At 50.4% G+C, this 23,478-nt stretch carries 21 protein-coding genes and 1 tRNA gene; 14 read left to right on the top strand and 8 right to left on the bottom strand.

Annotation, left to right across the window (positions count from 1 at the left end; genetic code table 11):
• Nucleotides 1-105 precede the first annotated feature (105 nt).
• Nucleotides 106-2,046 carry a GTPase family protein gene (locus ACUVQO_RS00690; protein WP_445923972.1) on the top strand — a complete coding sequence of 647 codons (1,941 nt, stop codon included), beginning with the start codon at nucleotides 106-108 and terminating at the stop codon, nucleotides 2,044-2,046.
• Between the two features lie 91 nt (nucleotides 2,047-2,137).
• On the opposite strand, the gene ACUVQO_RS00685 is transcribed toward ACUVQO_RS00690, so the two are convergent.
• Nucleotides 2,138-2,704: a hypothetical protein gene (locus ACUVQO_RS00685; RefSeq protein ID WP_445923971.1), complete on the bottom strand. Its 567-nt coding sequence runs from the start codon at nucleotides 2,702-2,704 to the stop codon at nucleotides 2,138-2,140.
• A gap of 247 nt (nucleotides 2,705-2,951) precedes the next feature.
• Here ACUVQO_RS00685 and ACUVQO_RS00680 point away from each other — a divergent pair, with 247 nt between their 5' ends.
• Complete coding sequence (locus ACUVQO_RS00680; RefSeq protein ID WP_445923970.1) at nucleotides 2,952-3,188, top strand: hypothetical protein; 237 nt, start codon at nucleotides 2,952-2,954, stop codon at nucleotides 3,186-3,188.
• 112 nt (nucleotides 3,189-3,300) lie between these two features.
• Nucleotides 3,301-3,382, top strand: a tRNA-Leu gene (locus tag ACUVQO_RS00675).
• A gap of 72 nt (nucleotides 3,383-3,454) precedes the next feature.
• Here the strand turns inward: ACUVQO_RS00675 and dacB are convergent.
• On the bottom strand, nucleotides 3,455-4,945 hold the full coding sequence (gene dacB / locus ACUVQO_RS00670; RefSeq protein WP_445923969.1) for a D-alanyl-D-alanine carboxypeptidase/D-alanyl-D-alanine endopeptidase: 1,491 nt from the start codon (nucleotides 4,943-4,945) through the stop codon (nucleotides 3,455-3,457).
• A 225-nt stretch (nucleotides 4,946-5,170) separates the two neighbouring features.
• Here dacB and clpB point away from each other — a divergent pair, with 225 nt between their 5' ends.
• The gene (gene clpB, locus ACUVQO_RS00665) at nucleotides 5,171-7,795 is read left to right on the top strand and encodes an ATP-dependent chaperone ClpB (protein WP_445923968.1); all 2,625 of its coding nucleotides are present in this window, start codon (nucleotides 5,171-5,173) and stop codon (nucleotides 7,793-7,795) included.
• Between the two features lie 142 nt (nucleotides 7,796-7,937).
• On the opposite strand, the gene ACUVQO_RS00660 is transcribed toward clpB, so the two are convergent.
• Entirely contained in the window at nucleotides 7,938-8,498 is a 561-nt protein-coding gene (locus ACUVQO_RS00660) for a retropepsin-like aspartic protease family protein (RefSeq protein WP_445923967.1), read from the bottom strand.
• A 245-nt stretch (nucleotides 8,499-8,743) separates the two neighbouring features.
• On the opposite strand from ACUVQO_RS00660, the gene ACUVQO_RS00655 reads away from it, so the two are divergent.
• Nucleotides 8,744-10,816, top strand: a complete 2,073-nt coding sequence (locus ACUVQO_RS00655; RefSeq protein WP_445923966.1) for a prolyl oligopeptidase family serine peptidase — start codon at nucleotides 8,744-8,746, stop codon at nucleotides 10,814-10,816.
• Nucleotides 10,817-11,287: 471 nt separating this feature from the next.
• Here the strand turns inward: ACUVQO_RS00655 and ACUVQO_RS00650 are convergent, their stop codons facing one another.
• Nucleotides 11,288-11,578, bottom strand: coding sequence for a hypothetical protein (locus tag ACUVQO_RS00650; RefSeq protein WP_445923965.1), 291 nt, complete (start codon nucleotides 11,576-11,578; stop codon nucleotides 11,288-11,290).
• A gap of 116 nt (nucleotides 11,579-11,694) precedes the next feature.
• The gene (locus ACUVQO_RS00645) at nucleotides 11,695-12,975 is read right to left on the bottom strand and encodes a S41 family peptidase (protein ID WP_445923964.1); all 1,281 of its coding nucleotides are present in this window, start codon (nucleotides 12,973-12,975) and stop codon (nucleotides 11,695-11,697) included.
• Nucleotides 12,976-13,073: 98 nt separating this feature from the next.
• On the opposite strand from ACUVQO_RS00645, the gene ACUVQO_RS00640 reads away from it, so the two are divergent.
• From ACUVQO_RS00640 to ACUVQO_RS00615, 6 genes are all read left to right on the top strand, one after another.
• Nucleotides 13,074-14,150: a dipeptide epimerase gene (locus tag ACUVQO_RS00640; protein ID WP_445923963.1), complete on the top strand. Its 1,077-nt coding sequence runs from the start codon at nucleotides 13,074-13,076 to the stop codon at nucleotides 14,148-14,150.
• Nucleotides 14,151-14,636: 486 nt separating this feature from the next.
• The gene (locus tag ACUVQO_RS00635; protein ID WP_445923962.1) at nucleotides 14,637-15,674 is read left to right on the top strand and encodes a DUF1611 domain-containing protein; all 1,038 of its coding nucleotides are present in this window, start codon (nucleotides 14,637-14,639) and stop codon (nucleotides 15,672-15,674) included.
• A 149-nt stretch (nucleotides 15,675-15,823) separates the two neighbouring features.
• Nucleotides 15,824-16,774, top strand: coding sequence for a branched-chain amino acid ABC transporter permease (locus ACUVQO_RS00630; protein ID WP_445923961.1), 951 nt, complete (start codon nucleotides 15,824-15,826; stop codon nucleotides 16,772-16,774).
• A 276-nt stretch (nucleotides 16,775-17,050) separates the two neighbouring features.
• Nucleotides 17,051-17,239 (top strand): hypothetical protein, encoded by a 189-nt coding sequence (locus ACUVQO_RS00625; RefSeq protein WP_445923960.1) that lies wholly within the window; start codon nucleotides 17,051-17,053, stop codon nucleotides 17,237-17,239.
• The gene (locus ACUVQO_RS00620; RefSeq protein ID WP_445923959.1) at nucleotides 17,236-17,424 is read left to right on the top strand and encodes a CU044_2847 family protein; all 189 of its coding nucleotides are present in this window, start codon (nucleotides 17,236-17,238) and stop codon (nucleotides 17,422-17,424) included. Before ACUVQO_RS00625 ends, ACUVQO_RS00620 begins: the two co-directional genes overlap by 4 nt.
• 259 nt (nucleotides 17,425-17,683) lie before the next feature.
• Entirely contained in the window at nucleotides 17,684-18,109 is a 426-nt protein-coding gene (locus ACUVQO_RS00615) for a hypothetical protein (protein WP_445923958.1), read from the top strand.
• Between the two features lie 111 nt (nucleotides 18,110-18,220).
• Here ACUVQO_RS00615 and ACUVQO_RS00610 read toward each other — a convergent pair whose 3' ends face one another.
• The 3 genes from ACUVQO_RS00610 to ACUVQO_RS00600 all read right to left on the bottom strand — a co-directional run bounded on the left by ACUVQO_RS00610 (nucleotide 18,221) and on the right by ACUVQO_RS00600 (nucleotide 21,060).
• Nucleotides 18,221-18,820, bottom strand: coding sequence for a Uma2 family endonuclease (locus tag ACUVQO_RS00610; RefSeq protein ID WP_445923957.1), 600 nt, complete (start codon nucleotides 18,818-18,820; stop codon nucleotides 18,221-18,223).
• 182 nt (nucleotides 18,821-19,002) lie between these two features.
• Nucleotides 19,003-19,752, bottom strand: coding sequence for an SH3 domain-containing protein (locus ACUVQO_RS00605; protein ID WP_445923956.1), 750 nt, complete (start codon nucleotides 19,750-19,752; stop codon nucleotides 19,003-19,005).
• Nucleotides 19,753-19,758: 6 nt separating this feature from the next.
• Entirely contained in the window at nucleotides 19,759-21,060 is a 1,302-nt protein-coding gene (locus ACUVQO_RS00600; RefSeq protein ID WP_445923955.1) for an ABC transporter substrate-binding protein, read from the bottom strand.
• Nucleotides 21,061-21,410: 350 nt separating this feature from the next.
• Between ACUVQO_RS00600 and eno the strand changes: the two genes are divergently transcribed.
• The 3 genes from eno to ACUVQO_RS00585 form a co-directional block, all read left to right on the top strand.
• Nucleotides 21,411-22,685, top strand: a complete 1,275-nt coding sequence (gene eno, locus ACUVQO_RS00595; protein WP_445923954.1) for a phosphopyruvate hydratase — start codon at nucleotides 21,411-21,413, stop codon at nucleotides 22,683-22,685.
• Between the two features lie 164 nt (nucleotides 22,686-22,849).
• The gene (gene gloA / locus ACUVQO_RS00590; RefSeq protein WP_445923953.1) at nucleotides 22,850-23,275 is read left to right on the top strand and encodes a lactoylglutathione lyase; all 426 of its coding nucleotides are present in this window, start codon (nucleotides 22,850-22,852) and stop codon (nucleotides 23,273-23,275) included.
• A gap of 11 nt (nucleotides 23,276-23,286) precedes the next feature.
• Nucleotides 23,287-23,478: hypothetical protein (locus tag ACUVQO_RS00585; RefSeq protein ID WP_445923952.1), on the top strand; the 192-nt coding region annotated here is incomplete at its 3' end.

The raw sequence follows: 23,478 nt of genomic DNA, 5'->3' as shown, positions 1-23,478 counted from the left end.
AGTTGCACTGGTCATTGGTTTTTCATCACCCATCACCGACAAAGAACAAATGACGAATAGCAAACAACCGATTTATTGTGGAAATAACTGAGTCGGTAGGGGTGCATGGTGCGCTTAAAGCTGTGGCAGTGGTTGGTTTTGAGTCTTCCCCTGGTTTCGATCGGGGGATTTCTGATGATTTCCGCTGGGGTACAGATTCACGACTGGGGAATCAACTGGATCTGGGCAGTGATTACAGTCATGCTGGTGATTTGGCGGTTGCTGCTGGTACAGTGGACTCGACCCGCTCTAGAGCAAATGCGCTCGGTGATGGAGGAAGTCACCGAAGAACTGGAAACCACAGTCGCAACTACTACACCGTCTTTTAGCGGCAGTGCAACTCAGCAAGTAGAAGCAGTGCTTCAACAAGTGTCGGAGGCTGCGCGTCAGGATCCCCCTATTTGGGAAGATTGGTCAGTGTTTTGGCAACGGTGTCAGGAATTAATGGTTGAGATCGCCGAAATTTACCATCCTGATGTCAAGCATCCCTATTTGAATATCTACGTTCCCCAAGCCTATACGCTGATTCGCGGCACATTAAACGATCTGGATCAGTGGATGGATAAATTGGCTCCCGTCTTGAATCAGGTTACAGTTGCTCAGGCGGTGCAAGCATATGTCGTATATCGTAAACTGGAACCCTCCGCCCGCAAACTCTTACAGGTATGGAACTGGGCACAGTGGTTACTGAATCCGGCAGCGGCAGTGGCAAAACGGGCGACCCAACGCTACAGCAATCAGGCCACTCAGCAACTACTGGTGAATTTAGCTCAGTTGTTAAAAGAAGCAGCCTTAAGGAATCTCTGTCGTCAGGCGATCGCTCTGTATAGTGGTCAACTGGCCGTTCCGGAGACTTCAGAGACAGCGATCGCTGCTGCCCCTCTCCCCACTGCCAAAACTCAAACCTTGCGAGACATCCTGTCTCAGGTAGAACCTGCAGAAACGCTAGAGCAGAAACCGGTCAATATTTTGCTGGTCGGTCGAACGGGAGCGGGAAAAAGTAGTTTAATCAATACTCTATTTGTGGCACGCCGGGCAGAGGTCAATGTGTTGCCCAGTACAGATGTGATTCGAGATTATCACTGGCAGGCTGAAACGGGAGAATCTCTAACCTTATGGGATTCTCCAGGATACGAACAGGCTAACCGTCAGGAGTTGCGGGAGCAGGTGTTGGAGGGGGCCAGCCAATCGGATTTACTGCTGTTAGTCACCCCAGCCCTGGATCCAGCCTTGCAGATGGATGTGGACTTTTTGCAGGATGTGAAATCTGAAATTCCTGACTTGCCGACAATCGTCGTGGTTACTCAGGTTGATCGTTTGCGTCCCATCCGCGAATGGAACCCTCCCTACGACTGGGAATGGGGCGATCGTCCGAAAGAAATTGCGATTCGGGAAGCTACCACACATCGGGCAGAGGCATTTCAGGAATTTACCGATCTGGTGCTGCCCCTGGTCACCTGGGATGCTGAAACCGGACGGTCTGCTTGGGGAGCCGATGCCTTATCCCTAGCTCTGGTAGAGGCGATCACGCCTACCAAACAACTCCGGTTAGCCCGCTTCTTACGGAATCTGGAGGCTCGTACTGTGGCCGCTGCTAAGATCATTGACCACTATACCTTCCAGATGGCAACTACACAGGGGTTGGCAACCTTACTCAAAAGTCCAGTACTTTCCTTCATTTCTACTCTGACCACGGGAACCCCAATCCTGGGTCGGCTTCTGACTGAGCAAATTCCCGTAGAGCAATTGCCCGTCGTGATCGGCAAACTGCAAATGGCCTATGATTTGTTTTCTCTGCTCAGCCAGGACAATGCCAAAATGCCTAACTTTGACCTGTTAACACTCTGGCCGTTGCTTTTAGACAATTCTGCCTTGTCCGATCGCAATGCCTGGGCTTTTGGTCATGCCATCATCGAATACTGGACACAATCCCTGACTCTGGAGCAATTCCGGGAGCGATTCCACTATTATCTGGATCAAAAGAAAGCTATAACAATTTCTAAATAAAATGATCCGAAAACCCTTCTCCCCAGGGAGAAGGGTTGGAATGAGAGAAAAGGATCTCATATCGCGTAAACGCCTAAGGGTAAATGACAGCCTACCTGGTCTGTTCGCCTTGCAAATCCGTTTTACAAATCTTCAAAATTCGCTGATCCATTTCGCTCAATTGGTCAATCTTGTGGAAGCCTTGTAACCCAATAGGAGCCATGACAGAATTGCCCCCTGCTGCAACTGTTGTGTTGCGTTCTAGAGCGATCGCAAAAGGATTGGTTGAGCGATCATAACTATTGGTTACGGTTAGTGCGAGTTGATTTCCCTGAAAGGAACCGCTGGCACAATCAAAGGAAGAACTAGGCATGTACAATGCTCCAACGACCTTCCCTTGCTTGGACTCAAAAACAAAGTATCCTTTGCCAATTTCATTCGGTTTGGGTGATTCACCATATAAATACACACCATCGGGCAGACTCTGATTCAGTTGAGCTACCGATCGGGCAGCAATCAGAGAAGCTGACTTTGCAGTCTTAACAGAAGATTCAGCACTGTTGGCTAGGAGTAGCAACCCTATTGAGGCGATACTGATACAAGCAAGGGTAATGCTAAGCAGGGCAGCATCGACTGAAATTCCTGCTTGTAAACGGACTCTGCCTTCCGAATCAATCATGATAAAAACTCCACCCACACTGGACAATAAATAAAAAGTTAGACACGCAAACGATGTAAAGCTATCTAAGGAAATTTGCAGGATTCTGCGATCGCAACAAATTTCTGGAAGATTTTCACTCTACAGCTAACAAAGCTGGTTCCACCTCGTCTGATCGACCCATTTGACTGGGCGATGCAGTCTAACTAGCAAGAGAGGCTGCCAAACGGCTACAAGGAACAGCAGTGCGGTATTGGAGCGAACGTCATTGAAAGAAATTTCCTATCTTCGTCAAACCACCTTTGCTATCCCCTTGCTGTTACGTTTGGTGACAGTATTGTTTCCGGACACTCAATACTTCAAGGGCATTACAGGAGATTTCGGAAAGTTACAAAATTTTTGGTTAAACGGGTTGGGAATGCAGGAATGGGTGAGGAATCAGAAACTGGAGATCGGGAATTGGGGATTAGGAATTGGCGTAGAGACACAATTAAACCAAGTCTAGCTAGAGAGCGGTCGTTTTCCGATCAGAGCAACTTCGGTTTTGGACTTGGATAAGGTTTAATTGGCGATACGCGAAAGTTAACCCTGTCCTGTATAATGAGGAAGCTATCTCAGGGCGGATGGCGGAATTGGTAGACGCACCGCACTCAAAATGCGGCGGAGAAATCCTTGCGAGTTCGAGTCTCGCTCTGCCCATTGCAGGTACAATAATTGCTCCTCAACAAAGATCCCAAAGATCCCAGCATTTTAGCTGGTAGAGAGCTAGCTTTAGCACGATTGCAAGCGGGTGAGCAGCAGCACAATTTCATCTACAGCAGCCCGGAGGCGGGAGGCTGAGATTTTTGGGTCATTAGCAAGAATGCTGAAGGCTAAAGGGGGATATTTGGGTGGAGTTAAATAGCCTGATAGGGCAACCACTCCGGTAATCGTTCCAGTTTTGGCCTGCAAGCGTCCCTGAGCAGCGGTGCCCCGAAAGCGATCGCGCAATGTGCCGCTTACTCCTGCCACTGGCAGGGAAGCTCGAAAAATCTGGGCATTGGGAGCTTGCGCGATCGCCTGCAAAGTTTGTACTAAAACACTAGCAGTAGCTCGATTCTGATTCGCTAAGCCAGAGCCATCTACCATCCGATAATGATTGGGATTTACGCCTAAAGGGGCCAGAATTGCTTTCACGGCTGTAATTCCGCTAGCAGTCGCATCCTGAGTGTGAGGGTTTTGTAGCCTTCCCAAAGTTTTCAGTAGCGCTTCGGCATAGACGTTATTGCTGTTCTGATTTGTTTCCTTCAGCATGTCGGCCAGGGAAGGAGATTCCAGAGCCGCCAACTCGACCTCACCGGGAGGAGTCGGAGTGATTTTGACGACGGTCGATCGCGCTACATCAATTTGATGGGCCAGCAGAACACGACGAAATTTATCTACCAGATAGTTGCCAGGATTGGCGATCGAGGCCGCAACAGGTTCAGCCGCTGATCCTTCCTGCAGTTGTCCCTCCACCCGGATCAAGAAACCATCGGTGCGATCGCGGTAAACCTCCACAAACTCATCCTGCCCTTTGGCAACCGTTACAGACTGATTGACCAGACGGTGGGTTTGAGCATCTGTGGGGTCATCCCATTGCACCCGTAAAGGTTGCCCTGCTCGTTGCGGGAACAGCGTGACCCCAATCCCATTCTGATTTAGCATCAAACTATTGACGGGTGCTCCATAGCCCTGCAAAGTGTCGTCTGGATCCCAATTGGGATTGGTTGATGTTCCTTGAAAATAGGTATCATCCCCAATTAATAACGCTACCTGCCGGATGTTACGCTCTGCCAATTGTTGAGTCAGCCTGGTGAGATGAGCCGTCGTCAGGCTGGGGTCACCCCGACCGATAATTCTCAAAGTTGATAAAGAGGAACTGCGATCGTTCCCAGTGACCGTGGTGCGAATGCGGTAGTTTGCTCCTAGTTGTTGTAATGCTGCTGTCGTCGTCAACAATTTGTTATTTGAGGCGGGAATCAAGAGTCTATCTGGATTTTGGGCATACAGGGTAAAGCGACTGGTCGGAGTATCCAGGGTTTGTACCAAAATGCCCCACCGCGTGGTAGGTAGACGATTAAGCACTTCATTAATGCTGGCTGGCAACCGAATTGGACAGAGTGGAACAGGAGTTAGAATTTGTCCGACGGTGTTCTGATCTGATCGCACCTCTTGAGAGGGTTGAGCCAAAGCCACAGACGGGCGCAGAAGTAGACTGACCAACGAGATCACCGAACTCATTGCCTGGAGAAGGCACAAACAAGAGGGCAGAAGGCAGCAGAAAAACTTGCAGCGTGCGGCAATACTCATCTAAAGAGGTGTAAAGACCGATCCAAGCGATCCTACCAATTTTTCTACAATGACTTCAGATGTTATTTGTCATTCGTCATTTGTCCCTTGTCTTATCCCTACGAATGACCAATGACTAATGACTGATGGCCAATAACCCCCTACTCTCTACAGCCTATGCAACCAACCAATCCCAACCAATTTACTGAAAAGGCCTGGGAAGCGATTGTCCGCACTCCCGACATCGCCAAGCAGGCTCAGCAACAACAAATTGAATCGGAACACCTGATGAAAGCCCTATTGGAACAGGAGGGGCTGGCCACTAGTGTGTTCAACAAGCTGGGTGTGAATGTGCAGCAGTTGCGCGATCGCACTGATGAGTTCATTCGCAAACAACCAAAGATTTCTGGCGCAGGTAGCAATGTGTATCTCGGTCGCAGTCTGGATACCTTGCTGGATCGGGCCGAAAACTTCCGCAAACAATACGAAGACGAGTTCATCTCCATCGAACATATTCTGCTGGCCTATCCTCAGGACGATCGCTTTGGCAAGGCTCTGTTCGCAGAATTTAGAGTGGATGACGCTAAGCTCAAACAAGCCATTGATCAGATTCGAGGGAGTCAAAAGGTGACGGATCAAAACCCTGAAGGTAAATACGAATCCCTGGAAAAATACGGGCGCGACCTGACCCAATTTGCCCGTGATGGCAAGCTCGATCCCGTGATTGGTCGGGATGACGAGATTCGCCGCACGATTCAAATTCTGTCTCGCCGGACGAAGAATAACCCGGTACTGATTGGGGAGCCCGGTGTGGGAAAAACCGCGATCGCCGAAGGACTTGCCCAACGAATCGTCAAAGGAGATGTCCCGGAATCCCTTAAAGATCGACGCCTGATTGCTTTGGATATGGGGGCACTGATTGCCGGAGCCAAGTACCGGGGTGAGTTTGAAGAGCGGCTAAAAGCGGTGCTCAAAGAAGTTACCGAATCTCAGGGCAACATCATTCTGTTCATTGACGAAATTCATACTGTGGTCGGTGCAGGTGCCACTCAGGGTGCTATGGATGCGGGCAACTTGCTGAAGCCAATGCTGGCACGGGGTGAGTTGCGCTGTATTGGGGCTACCACGCTGGATGAGTACCGCAAGTACATTGAAAAAGATGCGGCTCTGGAACGGCGATTCCAACAAGTGTATGTGGATCAGCCCAGTGTGGAAGATACCATTTCCATCCTGCGCGGTCTAAAAGAGCGGTACGAAGTACACCACGGGGTGAAGATTTCTGACTCAGCACTGGTAGCGGCGGCAACCCTGTCTACCCGGTACATCTCCGATCGCTTCTTACCCGATAAGGCAATTGACCTGGTGGACGAAGCGGCGGCCAAATTGAAGATGGAAATCACTTCTAAGCCGGAAGAGCTGGATGAAGTCGATCGCAAAATCCTGCAACTGGAAATGGAGAAACTATCACTGCAGAAGGAAACTGATCGAGCTTCTCGCGATCGTCTGGAACGGCTGGAAAAAGAACTGGCAGATCTGAAGGAAGAACAATCTTCCCTGAATGCCCAGTGGCAAGCCGAAAAGGATGTAATTACCCACATCCAGAAGCTGAAAGAAGAGATCGACCGCGTCAATACCGAAGTTCAACAGGCCGAGCGGGATTATGACCTGAACCGGGCGGCTGAGTTGAAATATGGCAAATTAACGGATCTCAATCGTCAGTTACAGGAAGCTGAACAGAAACTAACTGCAACTCAAACCAGCGGTAAATCAATGCTGCGGGAAGAAGTGACGGAAGCAGATATTGCGGAAATCATTTCTAAATGGACAGGCATTCCGCTTAGCAAACTGGTAGAAACGGAAATGCAAAAGCTATTGCACCTGGAAGAAGAATTGCACAAGCGAGTCATCGGTCAGGATGAAGCGGTGATTGCAGTATCCGATGCAATTCAGCGATCGCGGGCAGGTCTGGCCGATCCAAATCGCCCCGTTGCCAGCTTTATCTTCCTTGGCCCGACTGGGGTAGGTAAAACTGAATTGGCAAAAGCTCTTGCCGCCTACCTATTTGATACAGAAGAGGCAATGGTGCGGATCGATATGTCTGAGTACATGGAGAAGCACGCTGTTTCTCGTCTAATTGGTGCGCCTCCTGGATACGTAGGCTATGACGAAGGAGGACAACTCACGGAAGCGATTCGTCGTCGTCCCTATGCGGTGATCTTGTTTGATGAAATTGAGAAGGCTCACCCCGATGTGTTCAACATCTTCCTACAAATCCTGGACGATGGCCGAGTCACAGACTCTCAGGGGCATACGGTGGACTTCAAGAACACGATCATCATCATGACCAGCAACATCGGTTCCCAGTACATTCTGGATCTGGCAGGAGATGACAGCCGTTACGAAGAAATGCGGAGTCGAGTCATGGAAGCCATGCGTGCCCAATTCCGTCCAGAGTTCCTCAATCGGGTGGATGAGTTTATCATCTTCCACAGTCTGACGAAGAGCGAACTGCGGAACATCGTGAAACTGCAAACCCAACGTCTGGAGCAACGGTTGAGCGATCGCAAGATGGCTCTCAAGCTGTCTGATGCGGCGATCAATTGGTTAGCTGAAGTGGGTTACGATCCCGTTTACGGTGCGCGTCCCTTGAAGCGAGCCATCCAACGAGAACTGGAAACTCAGATTGCCAAATCCATTCTGCGCGGTGAGTTTCATGATGGCGATACCATCTTTGTGGATGTCGGCGAAAACGAGCGGTTGGTCTTCAAACGCCTTCCCTCGGAAGTGATCATCACTCAATAGCCAATCCCTTCGTAGGATGGGTAGGTATACTTGAACTTACCCATCCTAAGATCCAGGTATCTGTCTGCTTATCACCTTAGCGACTGAAGTTGCGGCTATACGGAGAAAATCGCTAACACAGGTCAATGAACTACCCCGCCCTCTACCTGGGATAAAACTCCACTACGTCTTGTTTGATTTTGATGTCGTACTTTCCCAGAAAGTCATGACCCAGGAGGCCTTCAGCGGCATTGCTGGCAATCACCACATTCACATTCCGGACAGTGGCCCCATCGATCAACATCGAGTTAAGCCGTCCTGTGGGCAGCATAACGCTCCTGCCATCAGCCATGATAAATCGTCCCGTGCCGACGATCGGTACCTGTAGTGTCTGAGCCATTGATCGCGTGATCAGGCTACCTGTGGCTCCGGTATCCAGTAACATTTCAAAGGTTTGATTGCCGTTAAAGGTAACATCAATTACGGGAGTGCCCCCATCTCGACGTTTAATTCTTGCCTGGTAATAATTTTTATTGGTCGAATTAAAGGTGCGGCTACGATTACAAAGCTTGCCTAAACTGACCCGTTTTCCTGAGGAGGTAATCATATAGCAGGATTCATCCTGGGCGATCGCCACCTGTTTTTCCATAAACAGCGATGGCATGAGGGTAGCAGCCAGTGTCAATCCGGCGATCGCGGCAAACCAGACTGAATCCTTCTTCATGGTTTTCTCCATCCAATTGATACTTTCTACTCTACACAGAAACGCAGAACGTCTGGTATTCCTGGCAGGTCTTCCCCCCAAACTTTCCGGATCTGCAGATCGCTAGACAGATGAATTTAAATATTTGCATTGAGGGGTTCAGTAGGTAGACACATTGAATGAAAAATCGAGTTCTCCTGGTGTGCTTTGGTCTGCTCTTGAGTTTCGTCTGGCATAGTGGACTATGTACACCCTTGTCCCAGGCTATGACTGTAACCCAATCTCTTACTTATCCTGCCAGTCCCAAAGGTAATCAGGTTGATACCTATCACGGTACGACTGTGGCAGATCCCTACCGCTGGTTGGAAAATCCCGATTCTCCAGAGACACGGGCCTGGATTGAGGCCCAAAATAAGCTGACAGCGGAGTATTTAGCTCAGATTCCAGCCCGCGATCACATTCAGCAACGCCTGACCAAACTGTGGAACTACGAAAAATACGGCATTCCTTTCAAACAAGGCGAACGGTACTTCTATTTCAAAAACGACGGGTTACAAAATCAAAACGTGCTGTACACGCTCAAAACGCTGACCGATCGCCCCACGGTGCTCCTGGATCCCAATACCCTGTCTCCCGATGGGACGATCTCCCTCTCTGGGATCAGCGTCAGCGAAGACGGCAATCTGCTAGCTTACGGATTGTCTACTTCTGGTTCCGACTGGCAAGAGTGGAAGGTGCGCGACATTGCCACCAATACTGACCTTCCGGATCATGTGAAGTGGGTCAAGTTCTCCGGCGCCTCCTGGACCCATGACGGTAAGGGCTTCTTTTACTCCCGCTACGATGAACCTAACGAGAAAACCAAGCTGGAAGATGTGAATTATTTCCAGAAACTGTATTACCATCGTCTGGGAACGCCCCAGTCGGAAGACATTCTGATTTATGAGCGTCCGGATCACAAAGAATGGGGATTTAGCGGTGGTGTTACGGAAGATGGCCGCTATCTGATTATTTCCGTCTGGCTGGGTACGGATCCACGCAATCTGGTCTTCTACAAGGACTTGCAAACTCCTAATGCTCCAGTTGTGGAACTGATCAATACCTTTGAAGCGGAGTACAGCTTTATTGACAATGATGGCACCCGCTTCTGGTTTCGCACTGACCTGAATGCACCTCGCGGTCGGGTGATTGCCATTGATACTACGAAGGGCGATCGCGACCACTGGCAGGAACTGATTCCCGAGGCGGAAGAAACGCTGCAAGGAGTGAGTGTATTGAACAACCAATTCATTACCTCCTATCTCAAGGATGCTCGCAGTCAGATCAAAACTTTTGATCTAGATGGTCGTCTGGTGCGCGAGATCGAATTACCGGGAATTGGCTCAGCAAACGGATTTGCCGGCAAGCGCCATGACACCGAAACCTTTTACAGTTTCACCAGCTTTACCACCCCCAGCACCATTTACCGCTACGATTTGCAAACCGGCCAGAGTACTCTGTTCCGTCAACCTAAAGTCGATTTCAATCCTCAAGATTACGAAACTCATCAGGTCTTCTATCACAGCAAAGATGGCACTCAGATTCCCATGTTTATCGTGCATAAGAAGGGAATTCAATTGGATGGCACCAATCCCACCTATCTGTACGGTTATGGTGGCTTTGGTGTCTCTCTCACTCCTAGTTTTTCAGTCAGTTTGCTGGTGTGGCTGGAAATGGGAGGCGTGTATGCTTCTCCTAATCTGCGGGGTGGGGGCGAATATGGCGAGGCATGGCATCAGGCCGGTATGAAGCTGAAGAAGCAGAATGTGTTTGATGATTTTATCGCGGCTGCAGAATGGTTAATTGCGAATAAGTACACCTCTCCGGCCAAGTTAGCGATCGGCGGTGGCAGTAATGGCGGTCTTTTGGTAGCAGCCTGCATGACTCAACGGCCCGACTTATTTGGTGCGGTGCTTCCGGCTGTCGGAGTGATGGATATGCTCCGGTTCCAGAAATTCACGATCGGCTGGGCCTGGACTTCGGAATACGGCTCTCCAGACAATCCCGAAGAGTTCAAAGTGCTGTATGCCTATTCCCCATTACACAATCTCAAACCGGGTACCGTTTATCCTGCGACCCTGATTACCACTGCAGACCACGACGATCGTGTGGTTCCTGCCCATAGCTTTAAATTTGCAGCGGCTCTGCAGGCAGCTCATAAAGGAACCGCTCCCGTTCTGATTCGCATTGAAACGAAAGCCGGACACGGAGCAGGCAAACCGACCACCAAAATGATTGAAGAAGCTACCGATCGCTGGGCCTTTCTGGTGAAAACTTTGGATGTGAAACCAAACTTATAATGATGCTCCAATTAGTTTCTAAACTTCGGCATCATTGTAAAAATTTGCTCACCCAAAATCCCTCTCTCCAGAGGCAGGCTCTTTAACCAAGCCATGTATTTCTTTGGTCTGAACTATTAAAGATCGAGTGCTGAGGGTTACTACAGGTACTAACAGTAACTAGCGGGGACTGGTTCTACTGAAAATGGTTTTCCAGGCTTCTACGGTACCTTTGCCGATCACCATGTCCGTCATTGCACCATTGTCCCAGACCAAGCGAATGGTCAGGTTTCCCGGTGGAGCGTTTTTTAGAGCAGCCGCCAGTTCCGGGGAAACAACGCCATTTTCATAAGTGTACTGCTGGCTGCTAATGGCAAACCGAATCGCTTTGGGAGACTGGGTTTCACAGAAGCGACGGTAAATCGGTTCCTCGGCTGGAAACGAGAATCCCCCCCAGTAGCGACCGCCAAAGCGACGACTAAAGCCAAGGCCCTAGCCCCAGGGTCTGCGCCAAGCCGGAGCATAGCCAATTAAATCTATTCGGCAATCCGTATAGGTCGCGCGGATACCCTGCTTTGACCAGCTACTGACAAATACAAAGCTGCCCCCTGTGTCATAGTTCCGGTCATACACGATCGGGCCATCGAACAGATCTTGCACCACCTTAGACCACTCAGTGTTGGAATTTGGGCTAACCGTAACGGGCAATACTGCCGACGCTGAAGTTGTAGAACCGACTAATAACCCTAAACACAGTCCTAAGCTGGCAATTAGTTTTCTCATTTCAATACCTCCTCCAGTTACTCCGGAGGGAAGGGATACCATTTTGATTTTCGATTTTGGATGCGCAACGCCCGTCAGATTGCCTGGGTATAACAGACGCGATCGCTAGTTCCAATCTAGCGAACTACCTCCGCGATCGCTCGCTCCTTCTGTGGATCCTTGCCCTGAGCGTATTCCACCGAAAACGGCACTTCAATGTCCGGGGTAACGCCTTTTCCTTCCAAGCGCAAAGTATCATCCAGGTACACATCAGCCACTGCGAGATAAAGCAAACTGCCATCCTGCATGAGAAAGGCCCGCCCCGCGACCACGGCTCCTGGCGTTTTGGTGCCAATCACCTTGCCAATCTTGTACTGCTGAAATCCGTAGGCGAGAATTTCCTTTGCACTGCGGCTACCTTCGTTGACCAGCATAACGACGGGTTTATTCCAACTGGGTTGATAGGTCATCCGTCTGCCGTCCCTGCCAATACTGGTGAGACTGGGGCCACGGGCTGTATAGATATTCAGTGCCGTCAATGGCGCACCACCCCAACCATCGCGCAGATCCAGCACTAGCCCATCCGCATTCCACAACTTGCCATAGATCAGATCTTCTTCCAGTTGCTCCTGATACTGATCTCCGGCATAGGACCAGAGATGCACATAGCCAATCTTCTTACCATTCCGTTGAATAATTTGAGTGCTGGCTTTTTGCACATCCAGAAACAGGGTGAGCGGATCAAGTAGTTTGGGTGTAACGGTTACTTCCTGTCGAGTTGACGGATCCGCCGTTTTCTGGATCATTAATTTAACGGGTGTACCCACTTTGTCTGCAAACGATCGCACCGCTTGAAAAGGTTGTCCATCGGCGCTGAGGATTTCATCTCCAATTTGTAAACTCGCCTGTGCTGCAGGAGTTCCTTCTAAAACACCGCTAATAAATAGTTTATTATCAACTTTTTTAGTGAAAATTCCAATGCCACTATATTCTAGTTTGCCTCTGGGAAAAATATCTTTAGGAAGTTTTTGCGATTCTCGAATGCGAGGCTGAAAAATTCCCAGAAGCTGATAGTAAGCAGTTTCATCGGGAGTGTAAAAGCGAGTGTGAGAAGTTTTTAATTCCGCTAACATCTGGTTAATGACGTTGGATAATTCTTCTCGCGATCGGGTTTTGGCTGCTTGAGGGCGGTATTTTTCCTGGAGAGCCTGCCAGTCCACACCATTGAATTTGGGATCAAAAAAGTTGTCATTGACAGTTTTCCAGACCTGCTCAAACACTTTCTCTTGCGGCGAGGCCACCTTTGACAGGATGGGCACCCCGCCCCATAACCAGAGCACTGTCAGGCTACTGAAAATCAGCAGAACTAACCATTTTTTGTTGAAGCGGAAACCAGATTTTGGCAAGCGAGTCCACATAGACAATTCCAACCACTCGGAATATAAGGTGAGCAAATGTTAATTTGATTAAGTCTGGAAAAGCTGCTAATTAGTTCCCCAGTGAATTTCTTGAACCTATGCACCTGCGTGTCGCTGTTTTTACCGTACACAAACGATTTGCTTTGACCATTAGCCGGGGCACTACCGCTGAAACCACCAATATCTGGGTAGAGGTAGAACATGAAGGGATTCGAGGCTGGGGGGAAGCCTCACCGTTCTCGATCGGGGAAAATCCTCAGACAACAGAGACGATCGGGCGATCGCTGCAAAAAATTGCTCCCTTGCTGAAGGCGCTCAATCCCCTGGAACGGCAACGCATCGATCAGTTGATGCGAGATGCCCGCTTACCTTCTGCGGCCAGAGCTGCCCTGGATATGGCCCTGCACGATTGGCTGGGTAAACAGGCAGATTTACCACTCTGGAAACTGTGGGGGCTGGATCGCGATCGCATTCCCTATACCTCGGTGACGATTGGCATCAGTTCACCAGAGGAAGCGGCCCAACGGGTGAAAAATTGGCTGGGACAAGGCACGATCGCCCTGCCATTCCACGGCATTCAGGCATTGAAAGTGAAGTTGGGTAGTCCTCAAGGAATTGCTGCCGATCAGGCAATGCTGCTGGCAGTCAAACAAATGGCTCCTCACCTTTCCCAGGTTAGCGTGGATGCGAACGGCGGGTGGACATTAGAACAGGCCATCGCGATGTCTCACTGGTTAGCTGACCAGGGGGTGCAATACCTGGAACAACCGCTGGCTAAGGGTCAGGAGGGAGATCTGGTCGAACTTTACCAGCAATCCCCGTTACCGATTTTCGTGGATGAAAGCTGCTTTACCAGTTACGATATTTTGCCGCTCAGCGATCGGGTTCACGGTATTAATATCAAATTAATGAAGTCAGGCGGCTTATCGGAAGCACTACGGATGATTCATACCGCCCGTGCCTGTGGCTTAAAAGTAATGTTTGGCTGCTACTCCGATAGCACTCTGGCCAATACAGCCCTGGCTCATCTCTCTCCCCTGGCCGATTACGTTGATCTGGATAGCCACCTGAATCTGGTGGATGATCCCTTTACGGGGGCCAATTTTCAACAGGGGCGGGTCGTTCCGACCACTCAACCGGGACTGGGAGTGAGTCGCGGATATATCCAATCCTGATTATCCATGATGAAAGTTATTATGTCGGTAGGTTTTCTCGGTATAGCCGCGACTTCAATCGCCAGGGTAACTAAATATGCAAGCGTTCATTGTTTCTGCATTGTGATGCCGTACAGTGAGTATCGTGATATCCTCCCAGCGCTGACCTTTTAGGTACAGTGCGGTGCTTCCCGTCTAGCAGCTAATGCGGTAACAAAAGACTAAGAGAATGTTTGTAAACCAATGTTTCGATCTCCCTAAATCCCTCTTCAAAAGGGGGACTTCAGACCTGAGGTGTGGTTCCCCCTTTTGAAGGCTGTAGCGGTTATTACCTTGATTCCTGAAAAACCAACTTCAGACCTGAGGTTCGGTTCCTCCCCTTTTGAAGGAGGAGCAGGGGGGATCAAATAAGGACAATGGTTTCAGCATAGTTGCAATCTATTTACAAACATTCTCTAATCTGATAATCCACTGCGTCATTCCTTAGCTAAAGCTTTTCAGGCTACTATGCTTAACTCCGATCAGCGACTCGCCATCCTGTTACATGAAGGCATTCGCGGTAATAAAGGCAAAACAGGATTAGCACTTTTGCGGTATAGCGAGGCGGAAGTCGTTGCCGTGATCGATCGCGACTGTGCTGGAGAGTCCCTGGTTGAATTAACCGGGATTCCCCGTACCGTTCCGATCGTTGCCTCCGTTACCGATGCTTTGCCGTACCAGCCAGATGTGCTGGCGATCGGGATTGCTCCCACCGGCGGAGCCTTACCGGATGAATGGCGATCAGAATTAAAACAGGCGATCGCGGCGGGCCTTTCCATTGCCAACGGTCTGCATACTCAGTTAATGGCGGATCCAGAATTCAGTGCCTTGGTGCAACCCGGACAATGGCTGTGGGATATGCGCCAGGAACCGCCCGGTCTGCCGGTGGGTACAGGACAGGCCAGCAAACTATCTTGCCTGCGGGTACTGACGGTAGGAACCGACATGGCGATCGGCAAAATGTCCACCAGTCTGCAACTCCATCAAGCGGCTCGACAGCGAGGATTACGGTCAAAATTCCTGGCCACCGGGCAGGCAGGATTGATGATCGCCGGAGATGGAATTGCCCTGGATGCGATTCGGGTAGACTTTGCCTCTGGTGCGGTAGAACAAATGGTGATGCAATTTGGCCCTGACTTTGACATTTTGCACATTGAGGGCCAGGGTTCCTTAATCAATCCCTCGTCTACCGCCACCCTGCCTTTAATTCGCGGTAGCCAGCCCACGCATCTGATCTTGGTGCATCGGGCCGGACAAACTCATTTATCCCGGCTGCCTGAGATTGCCATCCCTCCCCTGCGCGAGGTGGTTCATCTCTACGAAACTGTCGCCACAGCAGGAGGAGCCTTTCCCTCAGCAAAAGTCGCCGCGATCGCCCTGAATACCCATCACCTGAATGAATTCGCTGCTGAACAGGCGATTGAACAGACGGCGATCGCCACGGGTCTGCCCTGTACCGATCCAGTGCGCTATGGAGCCGAGAAATTAATAGAGGCGATTATTTGAAATCAGATGATGGGGGATTGTCCTTTATTCTCTGTCTTTTGTGGACAACTCTGATTCATGGCTGATGACGCATGACCCAGGGCTACTGACCAAAGTTTTCCTGGAATAAGGTAAAGTCTGGTTCTGAGAACTCTAAATGACTCTCCCGCATGACGCTCACCCTATTCCTGCAAAATATTCTGAATGGTCTGTCGATCGGCGGTGTTTATGCCATCTTTGCGCTGGGTTATACGCTGGTGTTTTCCATCCTGGGCATTATCAACTTTGCCCACGGTGCAGTGTTTACATTAGGAGCCTACTTCACCTACTTCCTGATGGGTGGGGCGACTGGCTTTAATGGCTTGCTAGCCAATGCCAAATTGCCCTTCAGCCTGCCCTTCGGGTTGGCAACCCTGGTGAGTGGAGTGCTGGCCGGATTGGTAGGAGTGGCGATCGAGCGACTGGCCTTTCGTCCTCTGCGTCGTCGGGGGTCCGATCCCTTGCTGACGGTAGTTTCTAGCCTGGGTGTGGCCCTGGTGATTGTGAATGTGATTCAGTATCTGGTCGGTGCAGAAAACTACACCTTTCCGGCAGGAGCCTTTGGCAATTTGCCCCCAGCGGTTAACTTTGGCACGGCTGAAAATCCTATTCCCATTCGGACTGTGCAAATTGTGATCTTTCTAGTTTCGGGGGTGATGCTGGCGATTCTCACCTACTTAATCAACGGCACCAAGTACGGTAAGGCCATGCGGGCCGTGGCGGAAGATGCCACCACCTCCAGCCTGCTGGGAATCGATCCCGATCGCTTCATTGTGCTGACCTTTTTTGTCAGCAGTTTTCTCGCTGGAGTTGCCGGAACCCTGGTTGGCTCCAGTGTCAGTATTGCAGGGCCATACTTTGGCATCGGATTTGGTCTGAAAGGATTAGCCGTGATTGTCCTGGGTGGCCTGGGCAGCATTCCCGGTACTGTTGTGGGAGGACTGGTGATTGGCCTGATCGAAGCCTTTGTTCCTGGTGAGTATTCCGCTTATAAAGATGCGATCGCCTTTGGCCTCCTCTTCATCATGCTGCTGGTACGACCGCAGGGTTTGCTGGGCCGCAAAATTATCCAAAAAGTTTGATCGTCAGAGACTTCCTCTTCTTTTACGCATGCCTGGATTACTGGGACACCTTGATCCCCTTTTCTGTCAGGTCCAGTTCATGATACAAGTGCAAACTGGTGAACAGAAATTGAGATGCGATCGCGACTGCGTCAGTCGCCGCCTTATCCAGATTGCGGAAGTTATCGTACCTGCTAACTCCAATCGCAAGGGCATATCGAGCCATACTGACTGAACTAGCCTGAGGATTTCACGGTATTCCTACTAACGTAGCAATATTCTAAGCCGAGGTCATCCATGGCAGAAATCGAAAAGCTGATCGTCAAGGACGAGGGTGAGGAATTTGAGATTTACATCGAGTCGAGAGAATCCACCGAAGTTCCAGAGGATAAACCGGGATACCGGGATAATCTCCCTACCGTTGACCTGCAAAAAGTTCACAGTACGATTCGGGGTTATGCCCGATCTCGTATCGGGCATTTGTGAACTTTGGTCTTGCTGAAATCGAGGAGATGAGACTGGAACTCAATCTGAAGATAACTGGCAAAGCAGGCTTACCCGTCCTGGCGGAAACTGCAACGGAAAGATCATTTACGATCAACCTGTTACTCGATGCGATCGTGGGTGAACTAAATAACATCGTTGCGTTACTCGATGCGATCGGCGTGTGATTTGATTCGATCTGGATCAAATTCACTAACATCGCTGTGTAACTCGATGCGATCGGCGTGTTACTCACTAACATCGTCGTGTGACTCAGTAAAAGAATGATCTTTCTTGGTACGATCGCGACGTTACTGAGTAATATTGTCGCATTCATAATAAGATGTTACGTCGATCTAAGTAACGCTTCCATTTCTCTTAACTCAACCGCGATCGCACAAAGCAACATGGCGGTGTTATAGAGCGGGGCGCGATCGTGCAAAATAAGTGACCAAAACCTCAACGAAATGGCGCTTCCCGTCCTCCATCAGTTCTACGCTGGATCTGGGCAATGGTTTGACCTTAGCCGCCCATTCCATCCTGATTGCCACCCTCCGGTCTCAAATGGCTACCTACAACAGCGCCCTTTCCACACTGGATGATCTCTCCCGCCAGATCAAGGACACCGAACAACAACTGCGTAACCTGTCCGAACAAATGCTGTTAGGAGTTGCTGCCAAATATGGCAAAGACAGCAGCGAATACGGCAAAGCAAGCGGAGTTCCCAAAAGTGAACGCCGTCGCTCAACTCAGAAGAAACCAAGGGAAAGCAAAGGTGAAGTCCTGCGATCGCTGGCTATCCCTGCACCAGCCAATGGAAAAGCCTCTGAACCTGTCAACGGAAATGGCGATGGGAAAGTACTCGTTTCCTAAGCTGGATTACTGGGATGGGGAACGCACCTTCTTTGTTGAATTTTGGATTTCAGTTTTGGATTTTGGATTTTTCAGGCAGGTTGAGAGATCATAATCCGGCCAAACTCAGCTTTATGCGCTCCGGAGGGCAAAGATTTGGTCAACGGCGAGGGTGAAGGCTGGTACGATCTCGGATTGCAAGCGATCGCTGCCCCGCAACACCCTATCCTCATAGGCTCCCTCCACCCACTGACATACGGTAATTTGCTGTTCTTGCGGATCGACAATCCAGTACTCTGAGATGCATCGCGCCGCATACTCCGTCCGTTTGTGCCGATAATCCCGCATCCGATTATTCACCCCAGGACTCACCACTTCAATCACCAGTGCTGGAGGCAGCATATCTCGCGTGATGGTGCCACGAGATTTCCCTGCCAGTGAGGCTTTGGATGCTTCACTGTGCACAATCAAATCGGGCAGCCGACATCGTGCTCGCCATCCACTCACCTCAATTTCCGTTTCTTTGTAGGAAATCCTTTGAAAGGGTACATGTTTTAGCAGCTCTACAAACAGAAATCTTGTTAATTCTGAATTTTCATCTGCTTCTGGTGGCATTTCGATTAACTCTCCATCCACCAACTCATAACGACCATCGGTACCATCGTCATAGGTTAGGTATTCCTCAAAGGTAAGAATTTTAGGGTTGGGTGCCGTGGTGCGAGTCATAGCCATCTAATGTCTGAATCACATCCTGATGCAATTGTAACGGGATAACCGAGGTTATTTTGGATTGGCAAATTTGGATTTTGGACTCTCATCCACCCATCCACCCATCTACTCTTTCACTCCCCCACCCTCCCCATCTCCCCCGCTTCCTAATCCCCAGTCCCTACTCCCTACTCCCCACTTCCTCCTTACTGAATCTCCACCACAAACGAATACGGATAGCCCTTGTAATGAGAGTCCAGCATGACGGTGTAATCTCCCGGCTCGGAAATCACTTCTGACCATTGCGTGCGGTTTTCATCCAGAGCGCCAATCAAAAATTTGCTACTGGGAGAGACGATCCCCGGAAACGGCCCATCATTGCGGGTCACAGTCAGGCGTTGTTCTGGCTGAACAGTGAACAGGTAACGGTGACTGCCTGTACCAATGAAGCGATCGGTAATAGAGACAGAGGTTTCTCCGGAGCCAAGCTGGATCCGCTCGACTTTTTGATTACAGCTACTGGTGGTGCGGGATTTAGCCACCCAACCTTTGATGGGATCGGTGATTTGAAACCAGCCGTTTTGCTCCTGAGCGACCATCAAAAAGGTGCCATTCTTAAGTTGTCCGATCACATTCGCTTTCTCTGTGGTAGGAGCAGACCGAACATTGAGCGGCGGTTCAGGGTCATTGACGATCGCCATTGTCACCTTACACAATTGCACCTCTCGAACCGTAGAGGTTCTGGTTTCCTCAGACGTTACGGGCAAGATAGACGGGGTAGGGGTCGCTGGACGGGTGGGATTTACCGAAACGGAGGACGTTGGCGAGGGGCTGGGAGTTCTGGAAGGGGTGGCAGTCCGTTGAGAGGCGTGCTGCATCATGGCAAAGGCAACGCCAGCCATCACCGCCACCAGCGTTGCTCCCCCCACCATCAAGATCGAAGTTTTGCGTGTCATAGGCCATCACGCCAAACTATTCCATTGATTTGCCGCATCGTTAATTGCCTGATCTACCGATTTCTGCCCTAACATGGCCGCTTGCAAATTGCTGTAAATTGCTTTCTGCAACTGTTTACCATTCTTCATCACTGGCACCAGTACTTCTGCATCCTTCATTTGCTGGGCACTGATAATCCGTGCCTGATCCACTGGAGTGGCATTGACTGGCAGGGTGGTGAAGTAAGGATCCTTCAAGGCACTGACGGTAGAGGGCAGCACATTAGCGGTTTTGGCAAACGCAAGTTGATTGGCATCATTCGTCACATACAGCGCAAACTTTAGTGCTCCATCCGGAACATCCGTATCCTTAGGAATCACCAGATTCATTACCGCCACATTCTTTTTGCCCGTTTCACCAGTGATCTGGGGAGCGGAGGAGGAAACTTTGGCGATCGTCGGGGCATTGGTTGAAATTGTGTTCAAAAATTCTGCTCCCGATGCCAGGATGGCTGTGTTGCCTTGTTGATAGAGATCGATCGCGTGACGATGGCCTTCTGTCAGCACCTCCTTCGGCATCAGGCCATTTTTATACATATCCACCCAATACTGGAATGCTGCCTTGCCTTGAGGCGTATTGAAGGCTGCTTTGCCATTGGCATCGACCAAACTCACGCCCATCTGCACAAACGATTCCAGCACCTCTCCCGAATCTTCCGGCACCACCGTAGCAAAAAAGGCATACTTCCCAGTCTTATCCTTCACCTGCTTGGCCGTAGTTGCCAGTTCCTGATAGGTAGCTGGTGGCTGACTTACCCCAGCCTGCTTGAGGATCTCCCGGTTGTAAATGGCAACTCGCGTCGTCAGATACCAGGGCAGGCCAAAGGTTTTGCCATTCAAGGTACTGGCTTTCCAGATGTTGGGTAGGTAAAGCTGCTGTACCTCTGGAGCCACCTTGCCATCCAGTTCCATCCAGGCGTTGCGCTCGGCTAATTGAGAGGCAAACCCTGGATTTAGATTCACCACATCGGGAGCCGTCTTGGCTGATACTGCCGTTAAAATCTTGCGCTCCATATCCGTCCAGGGTACATCCACCCAGCGCACCTTCAGAGTCGGATTTTCCTGTTCAAATTTGCTAATCAGCGAGTTGAAATAGTCGGTGAATTGCGGTTGCAACTGCATCGTCCAGAATTCAATCTCTTGCTTGCCACCAGTCGTCTGCTGGCCAGTATTGGAACTGGGAATTCCCCCCATACAGCCAACCAGCCAACCCAGCAGCAAACCACAGAGGGCGAACAGCAAACTTTTTTTCCAGGAGATACGAAGCATGGGGACGGAGGGGTTAGGGATTAGGAGTGGGGAATGGGGAGTGGTGGATGGTGAATAGAAGAAAATCCCATATTAGTCATTCGTCATCAGCCATCAGCGTTCTACAGAGGACAAATGTCGCAGGACAAGGGACAATCCAGAATCCAAAATAGCACTCGCTCTCTTTCATCAATTTATTGATAATACACGTCATCCACTCCCCCTACTCCCTACTCCCTATTCCCCATTCCCCCTATCCTTCTGTGCTCCCTTTAACTCACACTTTTCCGGCAATAAGGTAAACTCCATGTGGCAGATTAAACGCTGTACGCGCTTCTGTGGAAAAACTCGCACTGTAAGGAGTCTTAATTATGTACATCGAGGAAATTATTGCCAGTGAAGTGTTAGATTCGCGGGGTAACCCGACCGTGGAAGCGCGGGTGGTGCTGGCCGATGGCTCGGAAGGAATGGCGATCGTGCCATCGGGAGCTTCTACGGGAGAAAAGGAAGCGGTGGAATTGCGAGATGGCGATCCGAAGCGTTACGGCGGCAAGGGGGTGTTGCAGGCGGTAGAGAATGTGAATCAGAAGCTGGCTCCCCAATTGCTAGATATAGATGCCACCGATCAGCGGGCGATCGACCTAAAGATGCTGGAAATTGACGGCACGCCGAATAAAGCCAATCTAGGGGCCAATGGCATTCTGGCGGTTTCTCTAGCGGTTGCCAAGGCCGCAGCGAATTATCTAGATTTACCGCTCTATCGCTACCTGGGAGGGGTGAATGCCTGTCTGCTGCCTGTTCCCTGTATGAATGTAATCAATGGCGGCAGGCATGCGGATAACAATATTGATTTCCAGGAGTTTATGATTGCCCCTCACCATGCCCCCTCCTTTGCCGAATCGATTCGCATGGGGATGGAAACCTTTCATGCCCTCAAGTCGATTTTGCATAAGAAGGGCTACAGCACGAGTGTGGGCGACGAGGGCGGATTTGCCCCCAACCTGAAGTCCAACGAAGAGGCGATCGCGGTGATTCTGGAAGCGATCGAAAAAGCCGGATATAAACCCGGAGACGATATCTCAATCTGCCTGGATCCGGCCACCAGCGAAATGTGGAACGATGGCAAGTACCTGTTCTTCAAATCCACTCAAGAAACCAAAACTTCCGACGAAATGGTGGAACTGTGGACTTCCTGGGTCAGACAGTACCCGATCGTCTCTCTGGAAGACGGCATGAGCGAGAACGACTGGGACGGTTGGAAAAAGCTGACTGACTCGATCGGCAGTACGGTGCAACTGGTGGGCGATGACCTGTTCTGCACCAACGCCCAGATCCTGGCGGAAGGGATTAAGGCCGGAGTTGCCAACTCTGTTCTAATCAAGGTCAACCAGATCGGCACCCTGACCGAAACCCTGGACACGATCGCACTGGCCCAGAAGAACAACTACACCTATATGACCTCCCACCGTTCCGGCGAAACTGAAGACACCACGATTGCCGATCTGGCCGTGGCCACCAGCGCCGGACAAATCAAAACCGGATCCGGTTGTCGCGGTGAACGGGTCGCCAAATTCAACCAACTGTTGCGCATTGAACGCCAGTTAGGGAAAGCCGCAAAGTTTGCGGGGAAAGCAGCGTTTAAGTAGTGGGTGAGTGGGTGAGTAGGTGGATGGGTAAAGGAGTGAAGGAGTGAAGGAGTGGAGGAGTGAAGAGAGATTGGAGATCGTGACTCCATCACCTCTTCACCCCAACGCCTCATCACCTCTTTACTTGGTAGCCTAGAAACTGACGATCTGTTGGAACTTTTAATATGCGACTACTTCACACCATGCTGCGGGTGGGCAACCTGGAGCGATCGCTGGACTTCTACTGCAACCTCTTGGGCATGAAGCTGTTGCGCCGGAAGGATTATCCCGGTGGCGAATTCACCCTAGCCTTTGTTGGCTATGGGGATGAATCCGACCACACGGTTTTGGAGTTGACCTATAACTGGGGCACCGATCACTACGACCTGGGCACAGGGTATGGTCACATTGCCCTCGGTGTGGATGACATTTATGCTACCTGCGAACAAATCAAAGCTCAGGGCGGCAAAGTTACCCGTGAACCTGGCCCCATGAAACATGGCTCTACGGTGATCGCCTTCATTGAAGACCCCGACGGTTACAAAGTGGAACTGATTCAACTGGGCACTCAGGGATCGGCGCAAGAGCAAGCGTCTACTATCCACCTCTGAGTGAGTTAAATTTGAGCAGTCTTGTTACAGCAAGTCTGTTTCGAATTGGGCTGAGGAACGATCGCGTGAAGAAATTGTTTCAGTATTTTGGCAGTCTCGGACTCCTGCAATTGACTCTTCTCACCACCCCCACCTCCGCCACTCCTCCTTCAACTTCCCCCTCCTCTCCCTCCCCCCCCTCCCCCGATCCCCTCACCCAGGAC

It is taken from the genome of Leptodesmis sp. (assembly GCF_052746595.1).
Note: the sequence above shows the minus strand (reverse complement) of the source record. Positions and strands in the feature narration are given on the sequence as shown.

Excerpts from the sequence above, each read along its gene's own strand:
- ACUVQO_RS00690 (WP_445923972.1), top strand. The coding sequence starts at position 106 with ATGGTGCGCTTAAAGCTGTGGCAGTGGTTGGTTTTGAGTCTTCCCCTG.
- ACUVQO_RS00685 (WP_445923971.1), bottom strand. The coding sequence starts at position 2,704 with ATGATTGATTCGGAAGGCAGAGTCCGTTTACAAGCAGGAATTTCAGTC.
- dacB (WP_445923969.1), bottom strand. The coding sequence starts at position 4,945 with ATGAGTTCGGTGATCTCGTTGGTCAGTCTACTTCTGCGCCCGTCTGTG.
- clpB (WP_445923968.1), top strand. The coding sequence starts at position 5,171 with ATGCAACCAACCAATCCCAACCAATTTACTGAAAAGGCCTGGGAAGCG.
- ACUVQO_RS00660 (WP_445923967.1), bottom strand. The coding sequence starts at position 8,498 with ATGAAGAAGGATTCAGTCTGGTTTGCCGCGATCGCCGGATTGACACTG.
- ACUVQO_RS00655 (WP_445923966.1), top strand. The coding sequence starts at position 8,744 with ATGACTGTAACCCAATCTCTTACTTATCCTGCCAGTCCCAAAGGTAAT.
- ACUVQO_RS00650 (WP_445923965.1), bottom strand. The coding sequence starts at position 11,578 with ATGAGAAAACTAATTGCCAGCTTAGGACTGTGTTTAGGGTTATTAGTC.
- ACUVQO_RS00645 (WP_445923964.1), bottom strand. The coding sequence starts at position 12,975 with ATGTGGACTCGCTTGCCAAAATCTGGTTTCCGCTTCAACAAAAAATGG.
- ACUVQO_RS00640 (WP_445923963.1), top strand. The coding sequence starts at position 13,074 with ATGCACCTGCGTGTCGCTGTTTTTACCGTACACAAACGATTTGCTTTG.
- ACUVQO_RS00635 (WP_445923962.1), top strand. The coding sequence starts at position 14,637 with ATGCTTAACTCCGATCAGCGACTCGCCATCCTGTTACATGAAGGCATT.
- ACUVQO_RS00630 (WP_445923961.1), top strand. The coding sequence starts at position 15,824 with ATGACGCTCACCCTATTCCTGCAAAATATTCTGAATGGTCTGTCGATC.
- ACUVQO_RS00625 (WP_445923960.1), top strand. The coding sequence starts at position 17,051 with ATGGCAGAAATCGAAAAGCTGATCGTCAAGGACGAGGGTGAGGAATTT.
- ACUVQO_RS00610 (WP_445923957.1), bottom strand. The coding sequence starts at position 18,820 with ATGGCTATGACTCGCACCACGGCACCCAACCCTAAAATTCTTACCTTT.
- ACUVQO_RS00605 (WP_445923956.1), bottom strand. The coding sequence starts at position 19,752 with ATGACACGCAAAACTTCGATCTTGATGGTGGGGGGAGCAACGCTGGTG.
- ACUVQO_RS00600 (WP_445923955.1), bottom strand. The coding sequence starts at position 21,060 with ATGCTTCGTATCTCCTGGAAAAAAAGTTTGCTGTTCGCCCTCTGTGGT.
- eno (WP_445923954.1), top strand. The coding sequence starts at position 21,411 with ATGTACATCGAGGAAATTATTGCCAGTGAAGTGTTAGATTCGCGGGGT.
- gloA (WP_445923953.1), top strand. The coding sequence starts at position 22,850 with ATGCGACTACTTCACACCATGCTGCGGGTGGGCAACCTGGAGCGATCG.